Source organism: Chryseobacterium sp. GW823-FHT05E08 (genome assembly GCF_058795655.1).
The window spans coordinates 84,403-102,590 of the sequence record NZ_JBXAHY010000001.1; the positions used below are offsets into that span (position 1 = coordinate 84,403).

Below are 18,188 nucleotides of genomic sequence, written 5' to 3' on the forward strand. Positions count from 1 at the left end.
TCGTCAAAAATACTCCAATATTACTAGAAATAAAAAAGGAAGTGCAGAACATGTTTCAACACCGAACGAAAAATAGGCGTCATTTCTCTTATTTTCAGCGAAATAAATAAAAATATAAGTTACAATACTTGTCAGAAAAAAGGCAATTGAATAGTGATGATTTAAATAAAAACTTGCTAAAATACTGCTCACAAAAACAAGTAAATAAGCAATATATTTTGTGCTTTGAACTCCGATTATCATTGGGAAAGTCTTGATAGTATCGCTTTTCATATCCCGAATGTCGAAAGGTAAAACTAAGGCAGTAATAAAGAAAAAACTTATCAGGAAAATAGGAAGATTAAATTCATGTAAAGTCAGCCAACAGTTGACAAGAGCCCAAACAAGTCCAACATAAAATACCTTCAAAAAAGGGATTTTCCGAATATAAACATCAAGAAAAAAACTATTGTAAAGAAGTCCCAAAACAACAATAATGAACCATTTTATCAATCGGATTTCATTATGATTATGGATGATAAGAAATGCACAAATTACACCTGCAACTGCATTTAAGATTAATATTTTAAAGAAATGTTTGGTGCGCTGATATTTTGTATAAAGATATCCGCTGAAATAAGTAATGAATATCAGGATAACAGTAGGCAAACGGAACGTGTTTTGCTCTAGCATGAAAAATACTGCAAAAAGTGTTCCCATTAATGAGACATAAAGTTGACTGTCTATAACAGTTTTTTTGAGTATTTTTAAGAAATTCATTTATACAAAAATAACATATATGAAAAAATTCTCCAAGATTTTTGTGCTTTTACTTTTAATACTGAGCTCATCAGGAGCTTTCGGGCAAAAGTATTATGATGATCAGTGGAAAAAAATAGAGGAAAATAGTAAAAAAGGTGCTTATAAATCTAATCTTCCCGTTATTTTAGACATACAAAACCATGCTATGAAAGAAAATAATACACTTCAGCTTATTCGATCGTTAAAGGCAGAATTTACGATCGTTAATCAGACGAGTGATGATAATAAAAATGATGCGGCTTCTAAGTTTTTCGTTAAACTTCAGAATTCCGATAAAAATTTGAAAGGTGAAGGGAAATTGGTTTATGATGTTCTGCTAAATGGTTTTTTCATGGATTATTATAATCAGCATTCTTGGGAGATCAATGGAAGAACGAATCTAAATTCTCAAGATGTTTCTCAGATCGAAACGTGGAGCAAACTTGATTTTAAAAATTATTTAATTAAAAACTTTCAGGAGCTGGATAAAGAAAAGCCGGAAATGAGAAAAGTTTCATTATCAGGATATAAAGACGCTTTTTCAAACACAAAAGATATTTCTTATTTCCCCACTTTACTGGATTGGTATTCGTTGAGAAAAGTTAATTTCTTATCTGATAACGGACTTTTCACTAAAAATGAACTTACAGAGAACAGAACTCAGATAAATACTATTTTTGATGAATTAATTGCTCAGAATACAGGAAATTCTAAACTGTATTTCATGCATCAGAAATTATCGGAGAATTGTAATTTCAATCAATGTAAAGATAAATTAGAGCAGCTTCAAAATCTTGTAAAATCTAATGTAGAAGGCGATTATAAAGTTTTGGTCATGGAAGAGATCATGACTGAACTTAATGGCAAAAAGAAATCAAAAGAAGCTTTGGAAATCGCAGCTCAGGCAAAAAGTCAATATCCGAAATCTCCTTTTATAGAAAATATTAAAAATAAGGAAAATCAAATCACCAATCCTTCCTTGAGCATTAAATATGAACCTCAGACGCAGGGTAATCTACCGATTCATATTGTTGCGGAGTATAAAAATGTTTCAAAATTCTCAATCAATATCTACGAAGTAAAAGGAGAATACACATCATTAATGCAATATGTGCAAAATTCTTACGGAGATCTATATAGCAAGGTTAAAAAGAATTTGGTAAGAAAAGACGTATTTCAATTGTCCGATCCTAAAGATTTCCAGACTCATAAAACATCATTAGAGGTTAAGCCTCTTCCTTCCGGAGTTTATGTTGCAGAATATTCTGTTGCCGGATCGGATGCAAAAGATAATGAATCCAGACAGAATTTTTACTTTTTAGTTTCTGATAACAGAATTATTTATCAATCTAAAACAGATAGAAATCAACTTTCAAATGAATTAAAATTAGTCAACAGCGAAAACGGAAAACCTGTTATTAATGAAAATATTACGTTTTATGAATTTGTTTCTAATAAAACATTAACAAAAATCGAAGGAAAGACAAACGATATAGGTGTTTTCAAATTTCCAACAACGACGAGCAAGGATTATTACAGAACTTTCCTTATTCAACAGCCAAAATCCAATAGTTTCCAGATTATGCAGGTGTATGGAAATGATCGAAATCCAGCAGAATATAACCCGAACAAACAAACCCGTACACAAGCTCAGATTTTTACAGACAGAGCGATTTACAGACCCGGACAAACCGTTTATTTCAAAGTAATTAATACTAAAATTGATAAAGAAACTGAATCTGTTGCTTCTGGTTTAAAACAGAAAATAACTTTACAGGATGCCAACGGCGAGGATGTTACTTCTCAAAACTTTACCACCAATGATTTCGGTTCGTATCATGGAAGTTTTATTCTTCCAAAAGGAAAACTGAATGGTGTATTTTTCATAAGAACAGACGGCGGAACGAATGGTAATAAAGATATTCGCGTTGAAGAATACAAAAGACCAAAATTTGAGGTGACTTTTGATCCAGTTAAAGAAGAGTATAAATATGGTCAAACCATTGAATTAAAAGGAAAAGCGATGATGTTCTCTGGTGTTGCTTTGAGTAATACAAAGGTAAATTATGAGATTAAAAAGCACAACATCAGATGGAGATATTTTGGATGGTATCCACAAGGTGATGATAATGAAAATTCAATTCTTGGAGAAGCCAAAACGAATGAAAAAGGAGAATTTGTTATTCGTTTAGATCTTAAAAAAGATGAAAAATTAGAAGGTATTCAGATTGATAATTATGAAATTAATGCTTCGGTTACTGACATTAATGGCGAAACGCAGTCTGCAGACACGCAGTTAAAAGTGGCTTCGGTTTCTCACTATATTAAGGCAGAAGACATCAAAAATACTTTTGCGGATGAAAATGTAAAAGTAAAAGTTGAAACGAAGAATTATAACGAACAGGATTTAAAAAAATCATATCAGGTTAAATTATCAAAACTGGAAGCTCCGAACAGGATTTTCAGAGATAATTTTAAATCAGAAATTCAGGATCTTCCGAAATTTTCAAAAGAAGAGTTTATCAACAAATTTCCACACGATTTATTTGATAAAAATGATGAACTGAAAAACTGGAAAACCTCTTCTGTCATTCTGAATGGAGCGAAGCGAAGTGAAGAATCTCTTGATCTGGGAAAACTTGATGCCGGAGATTATCAGTTAGAATTATATAATATTGAAGGAAAAGACACGATAAAATCTTCTCAGAATTTCAGTGTTTGGGATAAAAATTCTTTAAAATCAAATCAGAAAACATTCTTAACCGTTTTAGAACCTAAGAGTGAATTTTCAAGAGGAGAGAAGGCTAAAATCTATGTTTATTCTGCAATTCCGGATGCTTTAGTAAACATTTTTGTGCAGGACGGTTCAGGAAAAACAGTTGCAGAAACTCAGAAATTCAAAAACGGAATTCTTGAATATACTGCTGATATTCCAAAAGATAAAAATGTAGCAACATTGAATATTCAGTTTCAGGTTGTGGCATTTAATGATGTTCAGACGCAATCTGTTAATTTAAAAATAAAAGATACAGAACAGCCATTGAGAATTGAAACGGTTACTTTCAGAGATAAATTAGAGCCTAACTCTAAGGAAAAATGGTCTGTGAAAGTTCTAGGAAATGATAAAGAAAAAATCAACGCCGAGGTATTGGCAAATATGTATGATATGTCTCTTGATCAGTTTGCAGCAAACGGCTTCAATTGGGCAAAATTATATACCACTTTTTCAATCGTAACTTCTTATGATATCAGACAATATCTGGTACAGAAATATTATCAGAAAAGATTACAGTATTTCAATGGTAATTATGTTGAGGTTCCCCAATTTAATTGGTTTGATAATAATGTTGTAGGTTATTTGCAAGGAAGAGCGTCTGGAGTTGTAGTCGAAGGATATGCTAGTGCTGTTCCGGCTCCAATGGCTGCGGGATCGAGAAAGATGAAATCTGCAAGAATTAGTGATGCTGCAATAGATATTACAAATTCAGGAAGATCATTAAGCGAACAAGAGAAAGCGGAATACACCGATGTTGATACGGATGGAGTATTGGACAAAGATGATTCGGGTTCTTTAGATAAAATCCCAGTTCGTCAAAATCTAAACGAAACAGCTTTCTTTTATCCCGATCTAAAAACCGATGCAGAAGGAAACGTAAGCTTCGAATTCACTTCTCCGGAAGCATTAACAAAATGGAAACTGATGTTCTTGGCTCACACAAAAGACGCAAGAGCAGCAACTTTAAATAAAGAAGTCGTTACGCAGAAAGAATTTTCTGTAACACCAAATTATCCAAGATTTTTAAGAGAAGGGGATGAATTGAATCTTCAATCAAAACTATCAAACTTAACAAGCAAAAAATTAAGTGGTTCTGCAAATCTTCAAATATTAGATGCATTCACCAACGAAGATATTTCGTCTAAATTTGGGCTAAATGCAAGCACTCAGAATTTTGATTTAAATGAAAACGGAAATTCAGCATTAACCTGGAAAGTAAAAGTTCCGAACAATGTTTCATCAATCATTTTAAAAGTGGTTGCAAAAGCCGGACAATATTCTGATGGTGAACAAAAAGCGGTTGCAATTCTTCCAAACAGAATGTTGGTGACGGATGCAGTTCCTGTTTTTGTAAAAGAAGGCGAAACGAAAACGTTTGTTTTAGATAATCTTAAAGACTCAAACTCAACAACGATTTCAAATGTTTCAAATACATTGGAGCTAACAACAAATCCGATCTGGGAAATTATGTTTGCGCTTCCAAGCCTGAAAAATGATCAGAATAATTCTGCGGATGTGATTTTCAATAAATGGTTTGCAGATGTGTTGGCTTCTGAGATTTTCAAGGCTAATCCAAAAATGAAAACGGTTTTTGAAGAATATCAAAGCAAAGGATTATTAAATTCAAATCTTGAGAAAAATCAGGAGTTGAAACAATTATTATTGGAAGAAACTCCGTGGGTATTGGAAAGCAAAAACGAAGAAGAGCAAATGCAGAAATTAGCATTGTTATTTGATGCCAATACAATGAAAAATTCGATCAATCAGGATTGGGATGATTTCAAAAAACTGCAAAATCCGGATGGAGGATTCTCTTGGTATTCAGGTTATCCGAGTTCGTATGGAACTTCTTTATACATTCTTAAAAACTTAGGAAAGATCAATTCTTGGTTAAAAGATAATGTGAAAGATTATCAAAGTTCAGAGCAGAAAGAATTGGTGGCAAAACTGGTTCAGTATGTAGACAATGAGATCGCTAAATATTGGGATGTGAAAAAAGAAAATGTTTGGAATAACTGGACGTTAGATTATCTTGATACCCGAAACTATTGGGAAAAACAATATCCATTAAAAGGAAAAGGCGCAACATTAAAAGCTTTAGTAAAACAAAAAGCAAAAACGGCAAAAATCACAGATTTTACGTTCTTCGGGTTGCACCGTTCGGCTTTATTGATGAGCAATTATGGATTAAAAGATACTTCGGATAAATTAATGAATTATCTAAAAGAAACTTCTGTTGATACAAAAACACAAGGCGTTTATTGGAAACAAAACCTTAACGATTGGGGTTGGTTTGGCTCGAAAGTTGTGAATCAGGCAGGAGCGTTGGAAGCTTTCAATACCTTAAAACCAAACGATCAGAAGTTCATCGAAGACATGAAGATTTGGTTAATCACCCAAAAAGAAGTCAATTCTTGGGGAAGTTCAAGAGGAACATCGGAAGTGATTTTCACGATATTAAATTCAGGAAAATCATGGACAACCGCAGAAAGCGACAAAGCAAAAATCGTTTGGGGCGGAAAAGAATTACAACCGCAAACTCAGGCAACGGGTTATGTAAAATCAACTGTAAAAACTGATGTTGTTGATAAAAACTTAGGAACAGTAACGGTAACAAAACCAGGTCCCGGAATTGTTCAGGGTGGATTATTTTGGCAATATTATGAAGATTTAGATAAAATTAAATCATCAGAAAATTACATCTCGATCACAAAAGAGCTTTACAAAAAAGTGAAAACTGTGAACGGAGAAGAATTACAGAAAATCTCACTAGAAACTCCATTAAAAGTAGGAGATAAAGTAACCGTAAGAATGATCCTGAACACAGATCGCCCAATGGAGTTCATCCATATTAAAGATATGCGTGCGGCAGGATTTGAGCCTGTAGATGTGCTTTCGGGTTATCAATGGAAGAATAATTTGGGCTATTATCAATCCACAAAAGATGCTTCAACTAACTTTTATATTCAGTACATGCCGAAAGGAAAATTTGTATTCGAATACGATTATATAGCCAACGCATCAGGAAAGTTCTCCAATGGGATTACAACGATGCAAAACTATTATGCACCGCAGATGAATGCGCATACAAAAGGAACAAATGTTCAGATTTTGGAATGATTTTTGGCTATAGGGAACTAGTAAAATATTAAAAATAAAACAAAATGAAATTTTCAAAAACAGTAATGACAGGGCTCGTAATGTTGATCGGGGTAAATGCTTTCGCACAAAAGAAAGCAGACAAATTTGAAAAATTACAGATTGAAATGTTCCCAAAAGCAAAAGAGGGTTACAAGCAAGTTTACATCCAGCTTCCAGTCGCTAAAAACAAAAACGATTTAAAAGTAGAGTTTTTCGTAGGCGCAGAAAAAATGCTGGACTGTAACAAACAATTCTTGATGGGAAATGTAAAATCCCAAGATCTGCAAGGGTGGGGCTACAACTATTATGATGTAGAATCCAACGGCGAAGTTGGAAGCACATTAATGGCTTGTCCAGATAAAAAGATGACTAAAAAATTCGTCTATATCCAGCCCGAGATCGTAAGATACAATAGCAAATTACCATTGGTATTCTATGTCCCGAAAGACCTCGAAGTTCGTTACAGAATCTTGCGCCCGGACGCTGCAATGAAGAAAGCCGTTCAAAAATAATCTTAAACAATTTAAATATCAACTCCTCACATTTTGTGGGGAGTTTTGTTTTTATACTTACTTGAAAATTTGCGTAATCAGCAAAATTTGCAAAAAAAATACGTTATTTTATCATTCATAATCAATAATTTAGAACTTAAGATTTTAAACTCCTAACTTTCTATTTGATAGTTGTTTACATCCTTTTTTTTAATAGGTGTAAAATGATGAAAAAAAACTGATATATTTGTTTTTTAACAATTAGAAAAAGATGGAAAACGTATTTGACGCAAAAGACGCTCAGAATTACATTGATAGAATAAATAAATTGATTGAAGATACTCACGGTTTGTGGGGGAAAATGACTGTTGATCAGATGTTGGCTCACTGTTGTATAACTTACGAAATGGTATACGAACCAGAAAAGCATAAAAAACCGGGAGCAATTGCAAAATTTATTTTAAAAAGATTTGTAAAGCCTAAAGTGGTGGGTGAAAAAGCGTATCCGAGAGATTCGCCTACTTCTCCACAGTTTTTGGTTTCAGGAAGAAAGAATTTTGGTGAAGAAAAGAAAAGATTGATTGGATATATCCAAAAAACACAGCAATTGGGAGCTTCAGCTTTTGATGGTAAAGAATCTTTTTCTTTTGGAAAATTAAATTCTAACGAATGGAACAATATGTTTGCAAAACATTTGAATCACCATTTGTCGCAATTTGGAGTTTAACACAAATTAAATACACACATGAAAAAACTTTTATTACTCCTCATTTTGGTTTCCAATTTTGCATTATCCCAAATGCCGAATATTTCCAATGTTTGGCTAAACGATAGCAAACCTTACACAGGAACAATTGGAAGCGATAAACAGGAAATTAAACTGAAAATCAATACTTCAGAACAAAACAAGAAAAATGATCAGCAATATCTTGTTTCAGGATATTCTCTTGTTGATAAAAACTACACGAAGTTTGAAGGTAATTTAACGATCACCAAATACAAAGACGGCAAGAAAAAAAGCACGATCTATGGTGAATATGAGCTTGTTGAAGAAAAAAAAGGAAAGCATTCCGGAGTTTTCAAAGGTAAGTTCATTTATACTTTCAATTGGAATAAAGCTACTGAAAAGATCGAAGCTCAATACATCGATTTCATCGGTGATTGGAAGAGCTATGATGGGACATTAGATTTTAAAACACGTTTAAAAAATCAATAATCATGTTCAGAAGAATTTTAGCCGTTCTTGGAGGGCTTTTCTTTGGCGTTGTAACCATCACCATTGTTGAAAAATTGGGTCATTATTTATTTCCACGACCTGCGGGAATGAACAACAATGACATGGAAGCCTTAAAACAATACGTACAAACAGCACCGATTATGGCATTGCTTTTTGTTATTCTTGGCTATGCTTTGGCATCTTTGATTGCCGGCTTTTCTGCGACAAAAATTGCTGGTGACGGCAGAAAAACATATGCTGTTATTTGTGGAGTTATTTTCTTACTTCAAAGTATTTACATGATGTATATTCTACCCACTCCGATTTGGTTTTGGGTTCTTGGAATTGCAGTTTGGGGACTGGTTTTAGTAGGATATAAATTGGCTTTAAATAAAAAAATATAATATGAAATTAGGAGCATTTTCGATAAGTTTAAGTGTAAAAGATCTTCCAAAGTCTAAAGATTTTTATGAAAAACTGGGCTTTAGCACTATGGCGGGAAGTACTGAGCAAAATTATCTCATTATGAAAAATGAGGAACATCTGATTGGTCTTTTTCAGGCGATGTTTGATGGGAATATGCTTACTTTCAATCCGGGTTGGGATCAGAATGCTCAGAATTTGGAAGCTTTTAATGATGTTCGTGAAATTCAGAAGCATTTAAAGGAAAATGGAGTTCAGCTTGATAAAGAAGCAGATGAAACAACCTCCGGCCCTGAACATATTTTCCTGAAAGATCCTGACGGAAATATGATTTTAATTGATCAGCACAGGTAAACATAAAAAACAAATGATATGAAAATTTTAAAAGGAATTGCAATAGTTTTAGCTTCAATCCTGATTTTTTGGCTGATTCTCGCAGCGTTTATTTCGGGCGACTGTAATTACGAAAAATCAATTTCCATCAATGCTCCCGTTGAAAAAGTATGGTAGAATACCAATACTTTAAAATCAATGGATCAATGGAGTCCGTGGAATCATCTTGACCCAAATATGAAAAAAGATTGGACAGGAACAACAGGACAACCAGGAGAAAAAGTATGTTGGGATAGCAAAAAAGACGAAGCCGGAAAAGGCTGTCAGGAAGTGAAAAAAGTAGATGCAGTCAAAAAAAGAATTGATACAGATATTAAATTCTTAACTCCTTACGAAAGTGAAGCTCATGCTTATGTAACCATAGTTCCGGAAGGCAATGGAAGCAAAGCAACGTGGGGATTTACTTCAAAAATTCCGTATCCTTTTACAGTAATGAAAATGTTTATGAATATGGAAGATGCAATTGGAAAAGATTACCAGAAAGGACTTTCTCAACTAAAAGAAATGTCTGAAAAACCTTAAGTTTTAGCTTAAAGCAAAAGGCAATAAGCAGTAAGCAAAACGAACTTTTAAATCAAAATAAAATATTTAAACACGAATAGCACTAATATTCACAAATAAAATTAGTGTCATTTGAAAAAAATTTGTGTTATTCGTGTTTAAAGATAAAAATAAAACTAAACTATAATTTTAAAAAAAAGCACACATTATGGCATCAGTAAACGTTTATTTAACATTCAACGGGGATTGTAAAGAAGCATTTGATTTTTACAAATCTGTTTTCGGAGGAGAATATCCTTACATCGGAACTTTCGGAGAAATGCCTCCAATGGAAGGGCAGGAAGCGAAAGAAGAAGATAAAGACAAAGTTATGCACGTTTCTCTTCCGATTTCTAAGGAAACAACTTTAATGGGAAGCGACGCGGGTTGCGATTGGGTTTCTCAATTTAAAGCGGGAAATAATTTTTCAATTTCTATTAATGCAGATTCCAAAGAGGAAGCAGATAAATTATTCGCGGGACTTTCTGCGGACGGATTGGTAACAATGGCGATGGCAGATACTTTCTGGGGAGCTTATTTCGGAATGTTTACCGATAAATTCGGCATCAACTGGATGGTAAACTATGACGATCCTGCTAAAATGCAACAACACCCTTAATATTCATATCTTGTATATGAAACATAGGTAAAAATAACCGGCAGATCGTTCTGTCGGTTTTTATTTTATGATACATTTGCATTCCAAAAAATTCTAAATTTGAGGTAAGGGATTAGGTTGTAGGAATTAGGATTTAGGTTTTAAAGCTTTTAGGACAATATAACTTAATGCTTTAAAATTTTTGCTAAGTGAAACGCCTTTGCGAACTTAAAATATTCTCAATACTAATAAAAAAATATTGCGCACTTTGCGTTAAAATAAAAACAAAAACAAAAAAATAAAAAGATGAAATTCACAATCGAAGAAATCAAAGCAGAACACCAAAAAGTAAAAAGCGGAGCTGATTTTCCAAAATACATTCAGGCTATTAAAAACAGAGGAGTTTCTCATTATACCGTTTATGTTTCGGATGGAAATACAGAATATTTTGATCAGGAAAGTCAATCAGATACTACCGGAAGTAAATATGATACTTTAACTATTTCTGAAAATGTAAACCTTGAAATTTTTAAATTAAGATTAAAACTTCACCAACAGGGAGGAACAGATTATTTAACTTTCTGTAAAGACTGCGCAGAAAACGGAGTCGAAGGTTGGAAAATGGATCTCAACACAATGACCTGCACTTATTTTGATAAAGCTGAAAATAATATCCTTGTTGAACATATTCCAACAGTATAATTTTGAACTTATTTAAACCACAAAAGCAACAAAAGATTAACACATTAGTATTTTAAGTTAACCAATAGACTGCAAATAAGACCACATTAGCTTTAAAAATCTTTGATTTTATTCTTTTGAGAGCTTTATGTTTTCAAAACAGCTAAATTTTAAATCATTCATGGCTTTTGTATCTTTTGTGGTTAAATTTTTAGTTAGTTTAAAAAGGCTTTTTATTTAAAAACTTAAACTAAAAAGATAAATTTTCATAAAATATTTTTTTTGCTTATTATTGATAATCGAAATCACTTTTTAAATTGTGATAGATATTAGTAATAAAATGTAATGTAAGAATTGAATTTAGTTGGCTAGCCATTCATTCTGTTTGACCTAGGAAGCTGAAGCGTTAAAAAAATAAATACTGTGAACGTTAAGAAAATTCTACTGTCTGAGCGCGGGATAAAATTTGATAATAAATAGCTTTAAATTCGCGCGAGTTTTAGAATTTTTAGAGAATAGAATTTATTTTTAGCTGAAGATTCCAGTCTTGAATTTTTGGTTCTTTTGTTTTAAGACAAAAGAACATCCAATCAAAAATAATTTTCTTAAAATAAAATGTAAAAGAATAAATTATGAAGATTTTAAAGTCACTGGCTTTGATTATTTTCACTTTGGGAACAGCAAAATCCTTTGCTCAGAAAAGTGATCTTGGAGCTTGGTATATGTATTTTGGAAACAATAAAATCAGTAAAAAATTAAACTTTCATAACGAGATCCAGTATCGTAATTTTGATGGAGTCGGAGATTTGGAACAGCTTTTAATTCGTACCGGAATCGGATATGATTTAACGGAAAATAATAACAATGTTTTGTTAGGTTATGGTTTTATTTTAAGTCAACCCTATGTAAATGGTGAAAAAAAGGAAAATATTGAACATCGAATTTTCCAACAATATATCACAAAACAGAAATTCGGAAGATTTTATCTTCAGCACCGTTACCGTTTGGAAGAACGCTTTCTACAGGACGATTTTAGAATGAGGTTCCGTTATCTGTTAGGGTTAAACATCCCGATTAATAACAAAGAAATGCTTCCAAAAACTTTTTATGCATCTGCATATAACGAGATTTTCTTAAATTTAAACAGCCCGACTTTCGATAGAAATAGAGTTTATGGAGCGTTGGGATATGTTATTAATAAAAATCTGAGAATTGAAGCAGGTTATATGAATCAGATTCAGGAAAACAAAAACCGCGGACAAGTTCAGATTGGTTTTTACAACAATATTCCATTTAATAAAAATTAAAAACGAAAACACAAAAAACACGTATGCACTCAGGGAAAAAATTTGGAGCAGTTGAATTTATAGTTTGGACAAGAAGAAGTATTTATTGTTTAGCCATTTTAGCAGCAATACCAACAGTATTATATTTCTTCGGATGGAAATTCCTGTATGTTCCGTGGCAGCCGATCGCGATCATGGGAACTGCGGTTGCCTTTATTGTTGGTTTTAAAAACAATGCGAGTTACAGCCGACTTTGGGAAGCCAGACAAATTTATGGCGCGATCATCAACGACAGCCGAAGTTTTGGATATATTTTGAGAGATGCTCTTTCCGGGAAAGATCCGAAGAAAGTGAAAGAAATGTTCTTGCGTCATTACGCATGGCTCACTGCGCTTCGTTTTCAGCTTCGTGAATCGAGAGCTTGGGAAAATATGAGTACCGCACAATTTGACGAATATTCAAAAAAATATGACATTCCGGAAAGGCTTTCTAAGCTTGATGATGAGTTGAAAAAGTACCTTTCAGAATCAGAGCTTCAATATATTTTAAGCAAGAAAAACAGAGCGACACAGTTGATGGCAAGTCAGAGCAAAGAGTTGTCAGAAATTTATTCAAAAGGAGAAATTAATGATTTCCAATGGACGCAGATCAATCAGCAATTGGTAAAATTTACAGATAATCAAGGAAAAGCGGAGAGAATTAAAAACTTTCCTTATCCAAGAAATTTTTCTTCGATTACGACTTATTTGTTACTGTTATTCATCGTTTTTGTGCCTTTCGGATTATTAAAAGAATTTGATAAACTAGGTGACGGAACTATAGTTGAAGGCTTTACGGTTTGGTTTAATATTCCGTTTTCACTGTTGGTAACTTGGTGTTTTCATACATTGGATAGTGTAGGAGAGGCCTCTGTCAATCCATTTGAAGGAAGCCCGAACGATGTCCCGATCACACAGATCAGCCGTACGATTGAGATCGATATGAGAGATATGCTGGATGAATCTGATCTTCCGCTTGCAATTGTTCCGAAAAATAATATTGTACTTTAAAAAATAATTGGGTTAATAACAGCAGTGAAAAGTGGTTTTAATTTAAACAGAATTAAATTTTATCGAAGATAAAATCCTTGCGCCTTAAATATTACTTAAAATAAAATCCTTCGCGTCTTTGCGATTAACCAACAAAATATAACACTAAAAACAAAAATAAATGATTCACACTTATGTCATCATATCCATCGCAGTCCTGTTATCTGTGATGATATTGGTAATGATCGGGCAAAAACTAAGAGTGGCTTATCCCATCTTTTTAGTGATTGCGGGTTTATTAATAAGCCTGATTCCGGGAATGCCACACATTGAAATAGAGCCCGATTTGGTTTTCCTAATCTTCTTACCCCCGATTTTATTTGAAGCTGCATGGTTTACCTCATGGCAGGATTTTCATAAATGGAGAAAGCAGATTTTTTCGATGGCTTTTGGATTGGTTTTTCTTACCTCAATTGTTGTAGCTTATCTTTCTTCATCGATAATTCCGGGGCTTACGGTTGCGATGGGATTCTTGTTGGGAGGAGTAAATTCTCCACCAGATGCCGTGGCTGCAACTTCGGTTTTAAAACATGTGAAAATTCCTAAAAAGATCACAAGTATTTTGGAAGGAGAAAGTTTGATTAATGATGCATCGAGTTTAATTGTATTTAAATTTGCCTTAGCTGCCGTAATTTCAGGGCAGTTTGTTTTCAGAGAGGCGGTTCAGGATTTCTTCACAATGGCGGTTGGAGGAATTGCGATAGGGGTGGCTGCCGGATTTTTATTTGGAGCATTTTTAAGACTTATCCCATCAAATTCGAATATTGATACGGTGATTACGTTGATTGTTCCTTACATTATGTATGTTGGCGCGGAACATTTCCATTTTTCAGGAGTGTTGGCGGTGGTTGCCGGAGGTTTATTGATGTCTTATAATTCGCATTGCTATCTCAGTCATACTTCGAGAATCCAATCCGGAAATGTTTGGAGTGTCTTGATTTTCTTGATGAATACGATTATTTTCATTCTTATCGGTCTTGAATTACCAATTGTCGTGGCCGCAATGAAAGATTACACCATTTCAGAAGGAATTTTCTACAGTGTGGTGATTGGTGGAGCAATTGTTTTAACAAGAGTTATTTACAGTTATGCTTTAATGTATTTTCCAAGACTTTGTTCTAAAGAGCTGAGGTTAAAAGTCCCCAAACCCGACTGGAAGGAGCCTTTCATCATCAGTTTTGCAGCAATGAGGGGAGTAGTTTCCTTGGCTGCAGCGCTTTCAATCCCTGCATTTTTACCAAATGGCGAAGCTTTTCCGCATCGGAATATCATTTTGTTCGTAACTTTCGTTATAATATTAATTACATTGGTCGGACAAGGATTGTTATTGTCGCCGATTTTAAAATTATTAAAAGTAAGTGATGCCGGAAGTGAGCTGCCAGAAGAAAAACAGGAAGTTATTTTAATGAAAAAATTAAAGGAAACGGCTTTACATAAATTAGATAATGATTTTTCAGGATTGGCAGAAACAAACAGTTTGGTACGTCATCAAAAACATAGGCTTGAAAATGAAATGATGATGATGACCGATAAAGCCAATTGCATGGCGTCCACCGGAGATTATGTTACTGCGATGAATGAAAATAAAGATGTTTTAAGACAAATTATTCAGGCGCAGAGAAATGAACTTCACCGTATGAAACGTGAAAAAATATTTGATGATCATGTGATGAGAACCATCGAAATGCAACTGGATTTTGATGAAGCAAAAATCACAGGATTTGCCCATTAAATGAAAAATTAAAAGAATATGAGTACACCAATCACCGTTCAGTTTAAAATAAATGCTCCGATCGAAAAGGTTTGGAAGGCATTAACCGATAAAAACGAAATGAAAAACTGGTATTTTGATATTCCGGATTTTGAATTGGAAGTTGGAAAACAGTTTAATTTCTACGAACCAGGAGATGAGAAAAAATATCATCATCAGGGAGATATTTTAGAAATTATTCCACATCAGAAAGTGAAACATTCCTGGACGTATCCTGAATTTTCAAATGGAAGAAGCGTTGTGACTTGGGAAATTCAACCCGATGATAAAGAAACAATCGTTACATTGATTCATGAAAATATTGAAGCTTTTAATGATTTAGGCGAAAATTTTTCAAGAGAAAGTTTCACAGAAGGTTGGAACGGAATCATTGGACAAAGTTTAAGACAATATTTGGAGAAATAGATTTAAAAATTTAATAAAGGAGATTTTAATTAATAAGTTAGATATATAGTTTTACTTTTTTAAATGAAATGCCTTTGTTTATCTTCTTTAAAAATTGTTCTAACTCAAAAAAAACTTTGTTTAGCTTTGTGATTATTAAACACAAAGAAAGACAAAGAATTGATTTTACTTTCTCTTAAGCTAAGAAAGACAAAGGCGTTTCACTTATTTCCGAAAGACTAAGATTTAAAATGCACAGCGATTTTAAGTCTATTTTTCATCATTCTGGAAGAATCATACTACTTCGGTTTTTCAGAAATCAAAGATTCGACGTAGTCAATGACAAATTCCTTTCTAGGAATGTTACAAGTATTAGCAAAGCGGAATAAAATTTGCTATTTTTGGGGAAATATTTAGAAATTCAATGAAAAAAAATATAATTGCAGGTTTTGCAGCAATTTTGTTCTTGACATCTTGTAACAAAGATGAAAAAATTCTGAACAGCTTAAACGATTATAATAACTCTATGGAAACTAAAGGCTATCATTTTGGTGATAAACTTGAACTTCCAAAAGATGTTGCAGAAAATGCAGAAAATGTTACGATCAGTTTCGGAGATAAAGAAACTTCAAACTTAACAATTGATCCTAAATTCTTTACATTAGGAGATAATGCAGTAACTTTTAATATCAAAACAAAAGGCGGTGAAACGCTGAATCAGGACGCAACCATCAATGTTTTTGCGAAAAATCCTGAGAAAAAAATCTCATATCAAATCATAGCAGAATATCCTCATGATGCTAAAAATTTCGTACAAGGTTTTCAGGTGGAAGGAAATACAATTTATGAAAGTGACGGACAAAACGGTTCTTCACAGATTTTAAAATATACGTTGGGAACTACAACTCCTCTTGCTTCTACCAAACAGGCTCCGGAAGATTTTTCTGAAGGAAGTACAATTGTTGGGGATAAAATTTATCAATTAACATGGCAGAGCAAAAAAGGGTATGTTTATGATAAAAATTCATTAAAATTATTATCAAGCTTTGCATATCCGAATGTGTTGGGAGAAGGTTGGGGATTAACGTATGACGGTAAAAATCTTATCGCATCAGACGGAAGTAAATTATTGTATTTTCTTGATCCAAATAATCCTACAAAATTGGTAAAATACATTGCTGTTGCAGGAAGTTCTCAGGCTTACGATCAGTTGAATGAGCTTGAATTTCACAACGGATTTATTTATGCAAACGTTTGGCAGAAACCAATTATTCTGAAAATTAATCCTGAAAATGGGGAAGTAGTGGGAACATTTGATTTTACAGATATTGCAAAACAAAATACGAAAGGAAGTGATGATGTGCTAAACGGAATTGCTTTCAAAGGTGAAAACATGTTGGTAACAGGGAAAAACTGGTCCAAAATTTATGAAGTTGCTGTGAAGTAACTTTTAGAAAATAAAATTTGATATTAACACATCAATAGGAACGGGCTTTAGCCCGTTTTTTTATATAACATCGGTCAAATCGGCTTTAGCCAAAACCTAATTTAAGCAATAAATTCCCTATTTTTGAAACATATTTAGATCATCAATGAAAAGAAATATAATAATTGGTTTTGCAGCGGTTTTGTCATTAATTTCTTGTAATAAAGACAAGGAAATATTGGGAAGTTTAAGTGATTATAACAACTCAATGGAAACTAAGGGCTATCATTTTGGGGATAAACTACAACTTCCAAAAGATGTTACAGAAAACGCCGAAAGCATCAGCATTAGCTTCGGAGAAAAAGAAACATCTGATTTAACTATTGATCCTAAATTTTTTGTATTCGGAGATAATGAAGTCACTTTTAACATCAAAACAAAAGGGGGCGAAACATTAAATCAGGATGCTACAATTAATGTATTTTCTAAAACTCCTGAGCAAAATATTTCCTATGAAATTGTAAAAGAATACCCTCATGATCCTAATAATTTTGTTGAAGGATTTCTTATCGAAGGCAACACTATTTATGAAAGTGACGGCTTGGCCAATGCTTCTCAGTTGATAAAATATACGCTGGGAACTACCACTCCGATTATTACAGAGAAACAGCCTGCCGATATTTTTTCAGAAGGTTGTGCGATTGCTGGTGATAAAATTTATCAGTTGACCTATCAGAATAAAAAAGGTTTTGTTTACGATAAAAATACTTTAAAGAAAATCTCGGAATTTCCTTTGCCTAATGAGTTTGGAGAAGGTTGGGGATTGACTTATGACGGGAAAAATCTTATTGCTGATGACGGTTCAAATAATCTGTATTTTTTGGATGTTAATGATCCTTCAAAAGTCGTGAAAACCGTTCCTGTTGGTGGATATAAAGATATTTACAACCAAATCAATGAACTGGAATATCACAATGGATTTATTTACGCAAATGTTTGGCATCAGCCGATTATTTTAAAAATAAATCCTGCAACCGGAGAAACGGTTGGTAAATTTGATTTTACGAAAATCACCGAAGAAAATGCACAAAACGATAGTGAACGTGTTTTAAACGGTATCGCTTTTAAAGGTGATAATATGCTGATTACAGGTAAAAAATGGTCTAAAATTTATGAAATTGCGATTAAATAAGC

At 33.2% G+C, this 18,188-nt stretch carries 17 protein-coding genes; 16 read left to right on the forward strand and 1 reads right to left on the reverse strand.

The features are described from left to right. Positions 1–3: 3 nt before the first annotated feature. Positions 4–759 (reverse strand): UbiA prenyltransferase family protein, encoded by a 756-nt coding sequence (locus AC1Q7L_RS00395; protein WP_492305884.1) that lies wholly within the window; start codon positions 757–759, stop codon positions 4–6. A 19-nt stretch (positions 760–778) separates the two neighbouring features. Between AC1Q7L_RS00395 and AC1Q7L_RS00400 the strand changes: the two genes are divergently transcribed. From AC1Q7L_RS00400 to AC1Q7L_RS00475, 16 genes are all read left to right on the forward strand, one after another. Next, positions 779–6,676 (forward strand): alpha-2-macroglobulin family protein, encoded by a 5,898-nt coding sequence (locus AC1Q7L_RS00400; RefSeq protein ID WP_492305883.1) that lies wholly within the window; start codon positions 779–781, stop codon positions 6,674–6,676. Between the two features lie 44 nt (positions 6,677–6,720). Continuing rightward, the gene (gene eco, locus AC1Q7L_RS00405) at positions 6,721–7,209 is read left to right on the forward strand and encodes a serine protease inhibitor ecotin (protein WP_492305882.1); all 489 of its coding nucleotides are present in this window, start codon (positions 6,721–6,723) and stop codon (positions 7,207–7,209) included. A 250-nt stretch (positions 7,210–7,459) separates the two neighbouring features. Continuing rightward, a complete protein-coding gene (locus AC1Q7L_RS00410; protein WP_492305881.1) occupies positions 7,460–7,915 on the forward strand; it encodes a DUF1569 domain-containing protein in 456 nt (151 codons plus the stop codon). Positions 7,916–7,933: 18 nt separating this feature from the next. Further along, entirely contained in the window at positions 7,934–8,404 is a 471-nt protein-coding gene (locus tag AC1Q7L_RS00415) for a hypothetical protein (RefSeq protein WP_492305880.1), read from the forward strand. 2 nt (positions 8,405–8,406) lie between these two features. Next, positions 8,407–8,808 (forward strand): hypothetical protein, encoded by a 402-nt coding sequence (locus tag AC1Q7L_RS00420; RefSeq protein ID WP_492305879.1) that lies wholly within the window; start codon positions 8,407–8,409, stop codon positions 8,806–8,808. 1 nt (position 8,809) lies between these two features. Then, positions 8,810–9,181, forward strand: coding sequence for a VOC family protein (locus AC1Q7L_RS00425; RefSeq protein WP_492305878.1), 372 nt, complete (start codon positions 8,810–8,812; stop codon positions 9,179–9,181). A gap of 18 nt (positions 9,182–9,199) precedes the next feature. Next, positions 9,200–9,337 carry a hypothetical protein gene (locus tag AC1Q7L_RS00430; RefSeq protein ID WP_492305877.1) on the forward strand — a complete coding sequence of 46 codons (138 nt, stop codon included), beginning with the start codon at positions 9,200–9,202 and terminating at the stop codon, positions 9,335–9,337. Between the two features lie 21 nt (positions 9,338–9,358). After that, positions 9,359–9,742, forward strand: a complete 384-nt coding sequence (locus AC1Q7L_RS00435) for an SRPBCC family protein (RefSeq protein WP_492305876.1) — start codon at positions 9,359–9,361, stop codon at positions 9,740–9,742. Positions 9,743–9,929: 187 nt separating this feature from the next. Further along, positions 9,930–10,379, forward strand: a complete 450-nt coding sequence (locus AC1Q7L_RS00440; protein WP_492305875.1) for a VOC family protein — start codon at positions 9,930–9,932, stop codon at positions 10,377–10,379. A gap of 285 nt (positions 10,380–10,664) precedes the next feature. Beyond that, positions 10,665–11,060: a DUF1398 domain-containing protein gene (locus tag AC1Q7L_RS00445; RefSeq protein WP_492305874.1), complete on the forward strand. Its 396-nt coding sequence runs from the start codon at positions 10,665–10,667 to the stop codon at positions 11,058–11,060. Positions 11,061–11,671: 611 nt separating this feature from the next. Further along, complete coding sequence (locus tag AC1Q7L_RS00450; protein WP_492305873.1) at positions 11,672–12,346, forward strand: DUF2490 domain-containing protein; 675 nt, start codon at positions 11,672–11,674, stop codon at positions 12,344–12,346. A gap of 23 nt (positions 12,347–12,369) precedes the next feature. Then, the gene (locus AC1Q7L_RS00455) at positions 12,370–13,374 is read left to right on the forward strand and encodes a bestrophin family protein (RefSeq protein WP_492305872.1); all 1,005 of its coding nucleotides are present in this window, start codon (positions 12,370–12,372) and stop codon (positions 13,372–13,374) included. A 160-nt stretch (positions 13,375–13,534) separates the two neighbouring features. Further along, positions 13,535–15,145 carry a Na+/H+ antiporter gene (locus tag AC1Q7L_RS00460; RefSeq protein WP_072410956.1) on the forward strand — a complete coding sequence of 537 codons (1,611 nt, stop codon included), beginning with the start codon at positions 13,535–13,537 and terminating at the stop codon, positions 15,143–15,145. Positions 15,146–15,163: 18 nt separating this feature from the next. Next, complete coding sequence (locus AC1Q7L_RS00465) at positions 15,164–15,589, forward strand: SRPBCC family protein (RefSeq protein WP_492305871.1); 426 nt, start codon at positions 15,164–15,166, stop codon at positions 15,587–15,589. Positions 15,590–15,992: 403 nt separating this feature from the next. Further along, positions 15,993–17,015, forward strand: coding sequence for a glutaminyl-peptide cyclotransferase (locus AC1Q7L_RS00470; RefSeq protein ID WP_492305870.1), 1,023 nt, complete (start codon positions 15,993–15,995; stop codon positions 17,013–17,015). A 145-nt stretch (positions 17,016–17,160) separates the two neighbouring features. Beyond that, positions 17,161–18,186, forward strand: a complete 1,026-nt coding sequence (locus tag AC1Q7L_RS00475; RefSeq protein WP_492305869.1) for a glutaminyl-peptide cyclotransferase — start codon at positions 17,161–17,163, stop codon at positions 18,184–18,186. The last annotated feature ends 2 nt before the right edge of the window (positions 18,187–18,188 follow it).

Bases quoted from the DNA above. Each gene is read 5' to 3' on its own strand.
- AC1Q7L_RS00395 (WP_492305884.1), bottom strand. From the start codon at position 759: ATGAATTTCTTAAAAATACTCAAAAAAACTGTTATAGACAGTCAACTT.
- AC1Q7L_RS00400 (WP_492305883.1), top strand. From the start codon at position 779: ATGAAAAAATTCTCCAAGATTTTTGTGCTTTTACTTTTAATACTGAGC.
- eco (WP_492305882.1), top strand. From the start codon at position 6,721: ATGAAATTTTCAAAAACAGTAATGACAGGGCTCGTAATGTTGATCGGG.
- AC1Q7L_RS00410 (WP_492305881.1), top strand. From the start codon at position 7,460: ATGGAAAACGTATTTGACGCAAAAGACGCTCAGAATTACATTGATAGA.
- AC1Q7L_RS00415 (WP_492305880.1), top strand. From the start codon at position 7,934: ATGAAAAAACTTTTATTACTCCTCATTTTGGTTTCCAATTTTGCATTA.
- AC1Q7L_RS00420 (WP_492305879.1), top strand. From the start codon at position 8,407: ATGTTCAGAAGAATTTTAGCCGTTCTTGGAGGGCTTTTCTTTGGCGTT.
- AC1Q7L_RS00425 (WP_492305878.1), top strand. From the start codon at position 8,810: ATGAAATTAGGAGCATTTTCGATAAGTTTAAGTGTAAAAGATCTTCCA.
- AC1Q7L_RS00430 (WP_492305877.1), top strand. From the start codon at position 9,200: ATGAAAATTTTAAAAGGAATTGCAATAGTTTTAGCTTCAATCCTGATT.
- AC1Q7L_RS00435 (WP_492305876.1), top strand. From the start codon at position 9,359: ATGGATCAATGGAGTCCGTGGAATCATCTTGACCCAAATATGAAAAAA.
- AC1Q7L_RS00440 (WP_492305875.1), top strand. From the start codon at position 9,930: ATGGCATCAGTAAACGTTTATTTAACATTCAACGGGGATTGTAAAGAA.
- AC1Q7L_RS00445 (WP_492305874.1), top strand. From the start codon at position 10,665: ATGAAATTCACAATCGAAGAAATCAAAGCAGAACACCAAAAAGTAAAA.
- AC1Q7L_RS00450 (WP_492305873.1), top strand. From the start codon at position 11,672: ATGAAGATTTTAAAGTCACTGGCTTTGATTATTTTCACTTTGGGAACA.
- AC1Q7L_RS00455 (WP_492305872.1), top strand. From the start codon at position 12,370: ATGCACTCAGGGAAAAAATTTGGAGCAGTTGAATTTATAGTTTGGACA.
- AC1Q7L_RS00460 (WP_072410956.1), top strand. From the start codon at position 13,535: ATGATTCACACTTATGTCATCATATCCATCGCAGTCCTGTTATCTGTG.
- AC1Q7L_RS00465 (WP_492305871.1), top strand. From the start codon at position 15,164: ATGAGTACACCAATCACCGTTCAGTTTAAAATAAATGCTCCGATCGAA.
- AC1Q7L_RS00470 (WP_492305870.1), top strand. From the start codon at position 15,993: ATGAAAAAAAATATAATTGCAGGTTTTGCAGCAATTTTGTTCTTGACA.
- AC1Q7L_RS00475 (WP_492305869.1), top strand. From the start codon at position 17,161: ATGAAAAGAAATATAATAATTGGTTTTGCAGCGGTTTTGTCATTAATT.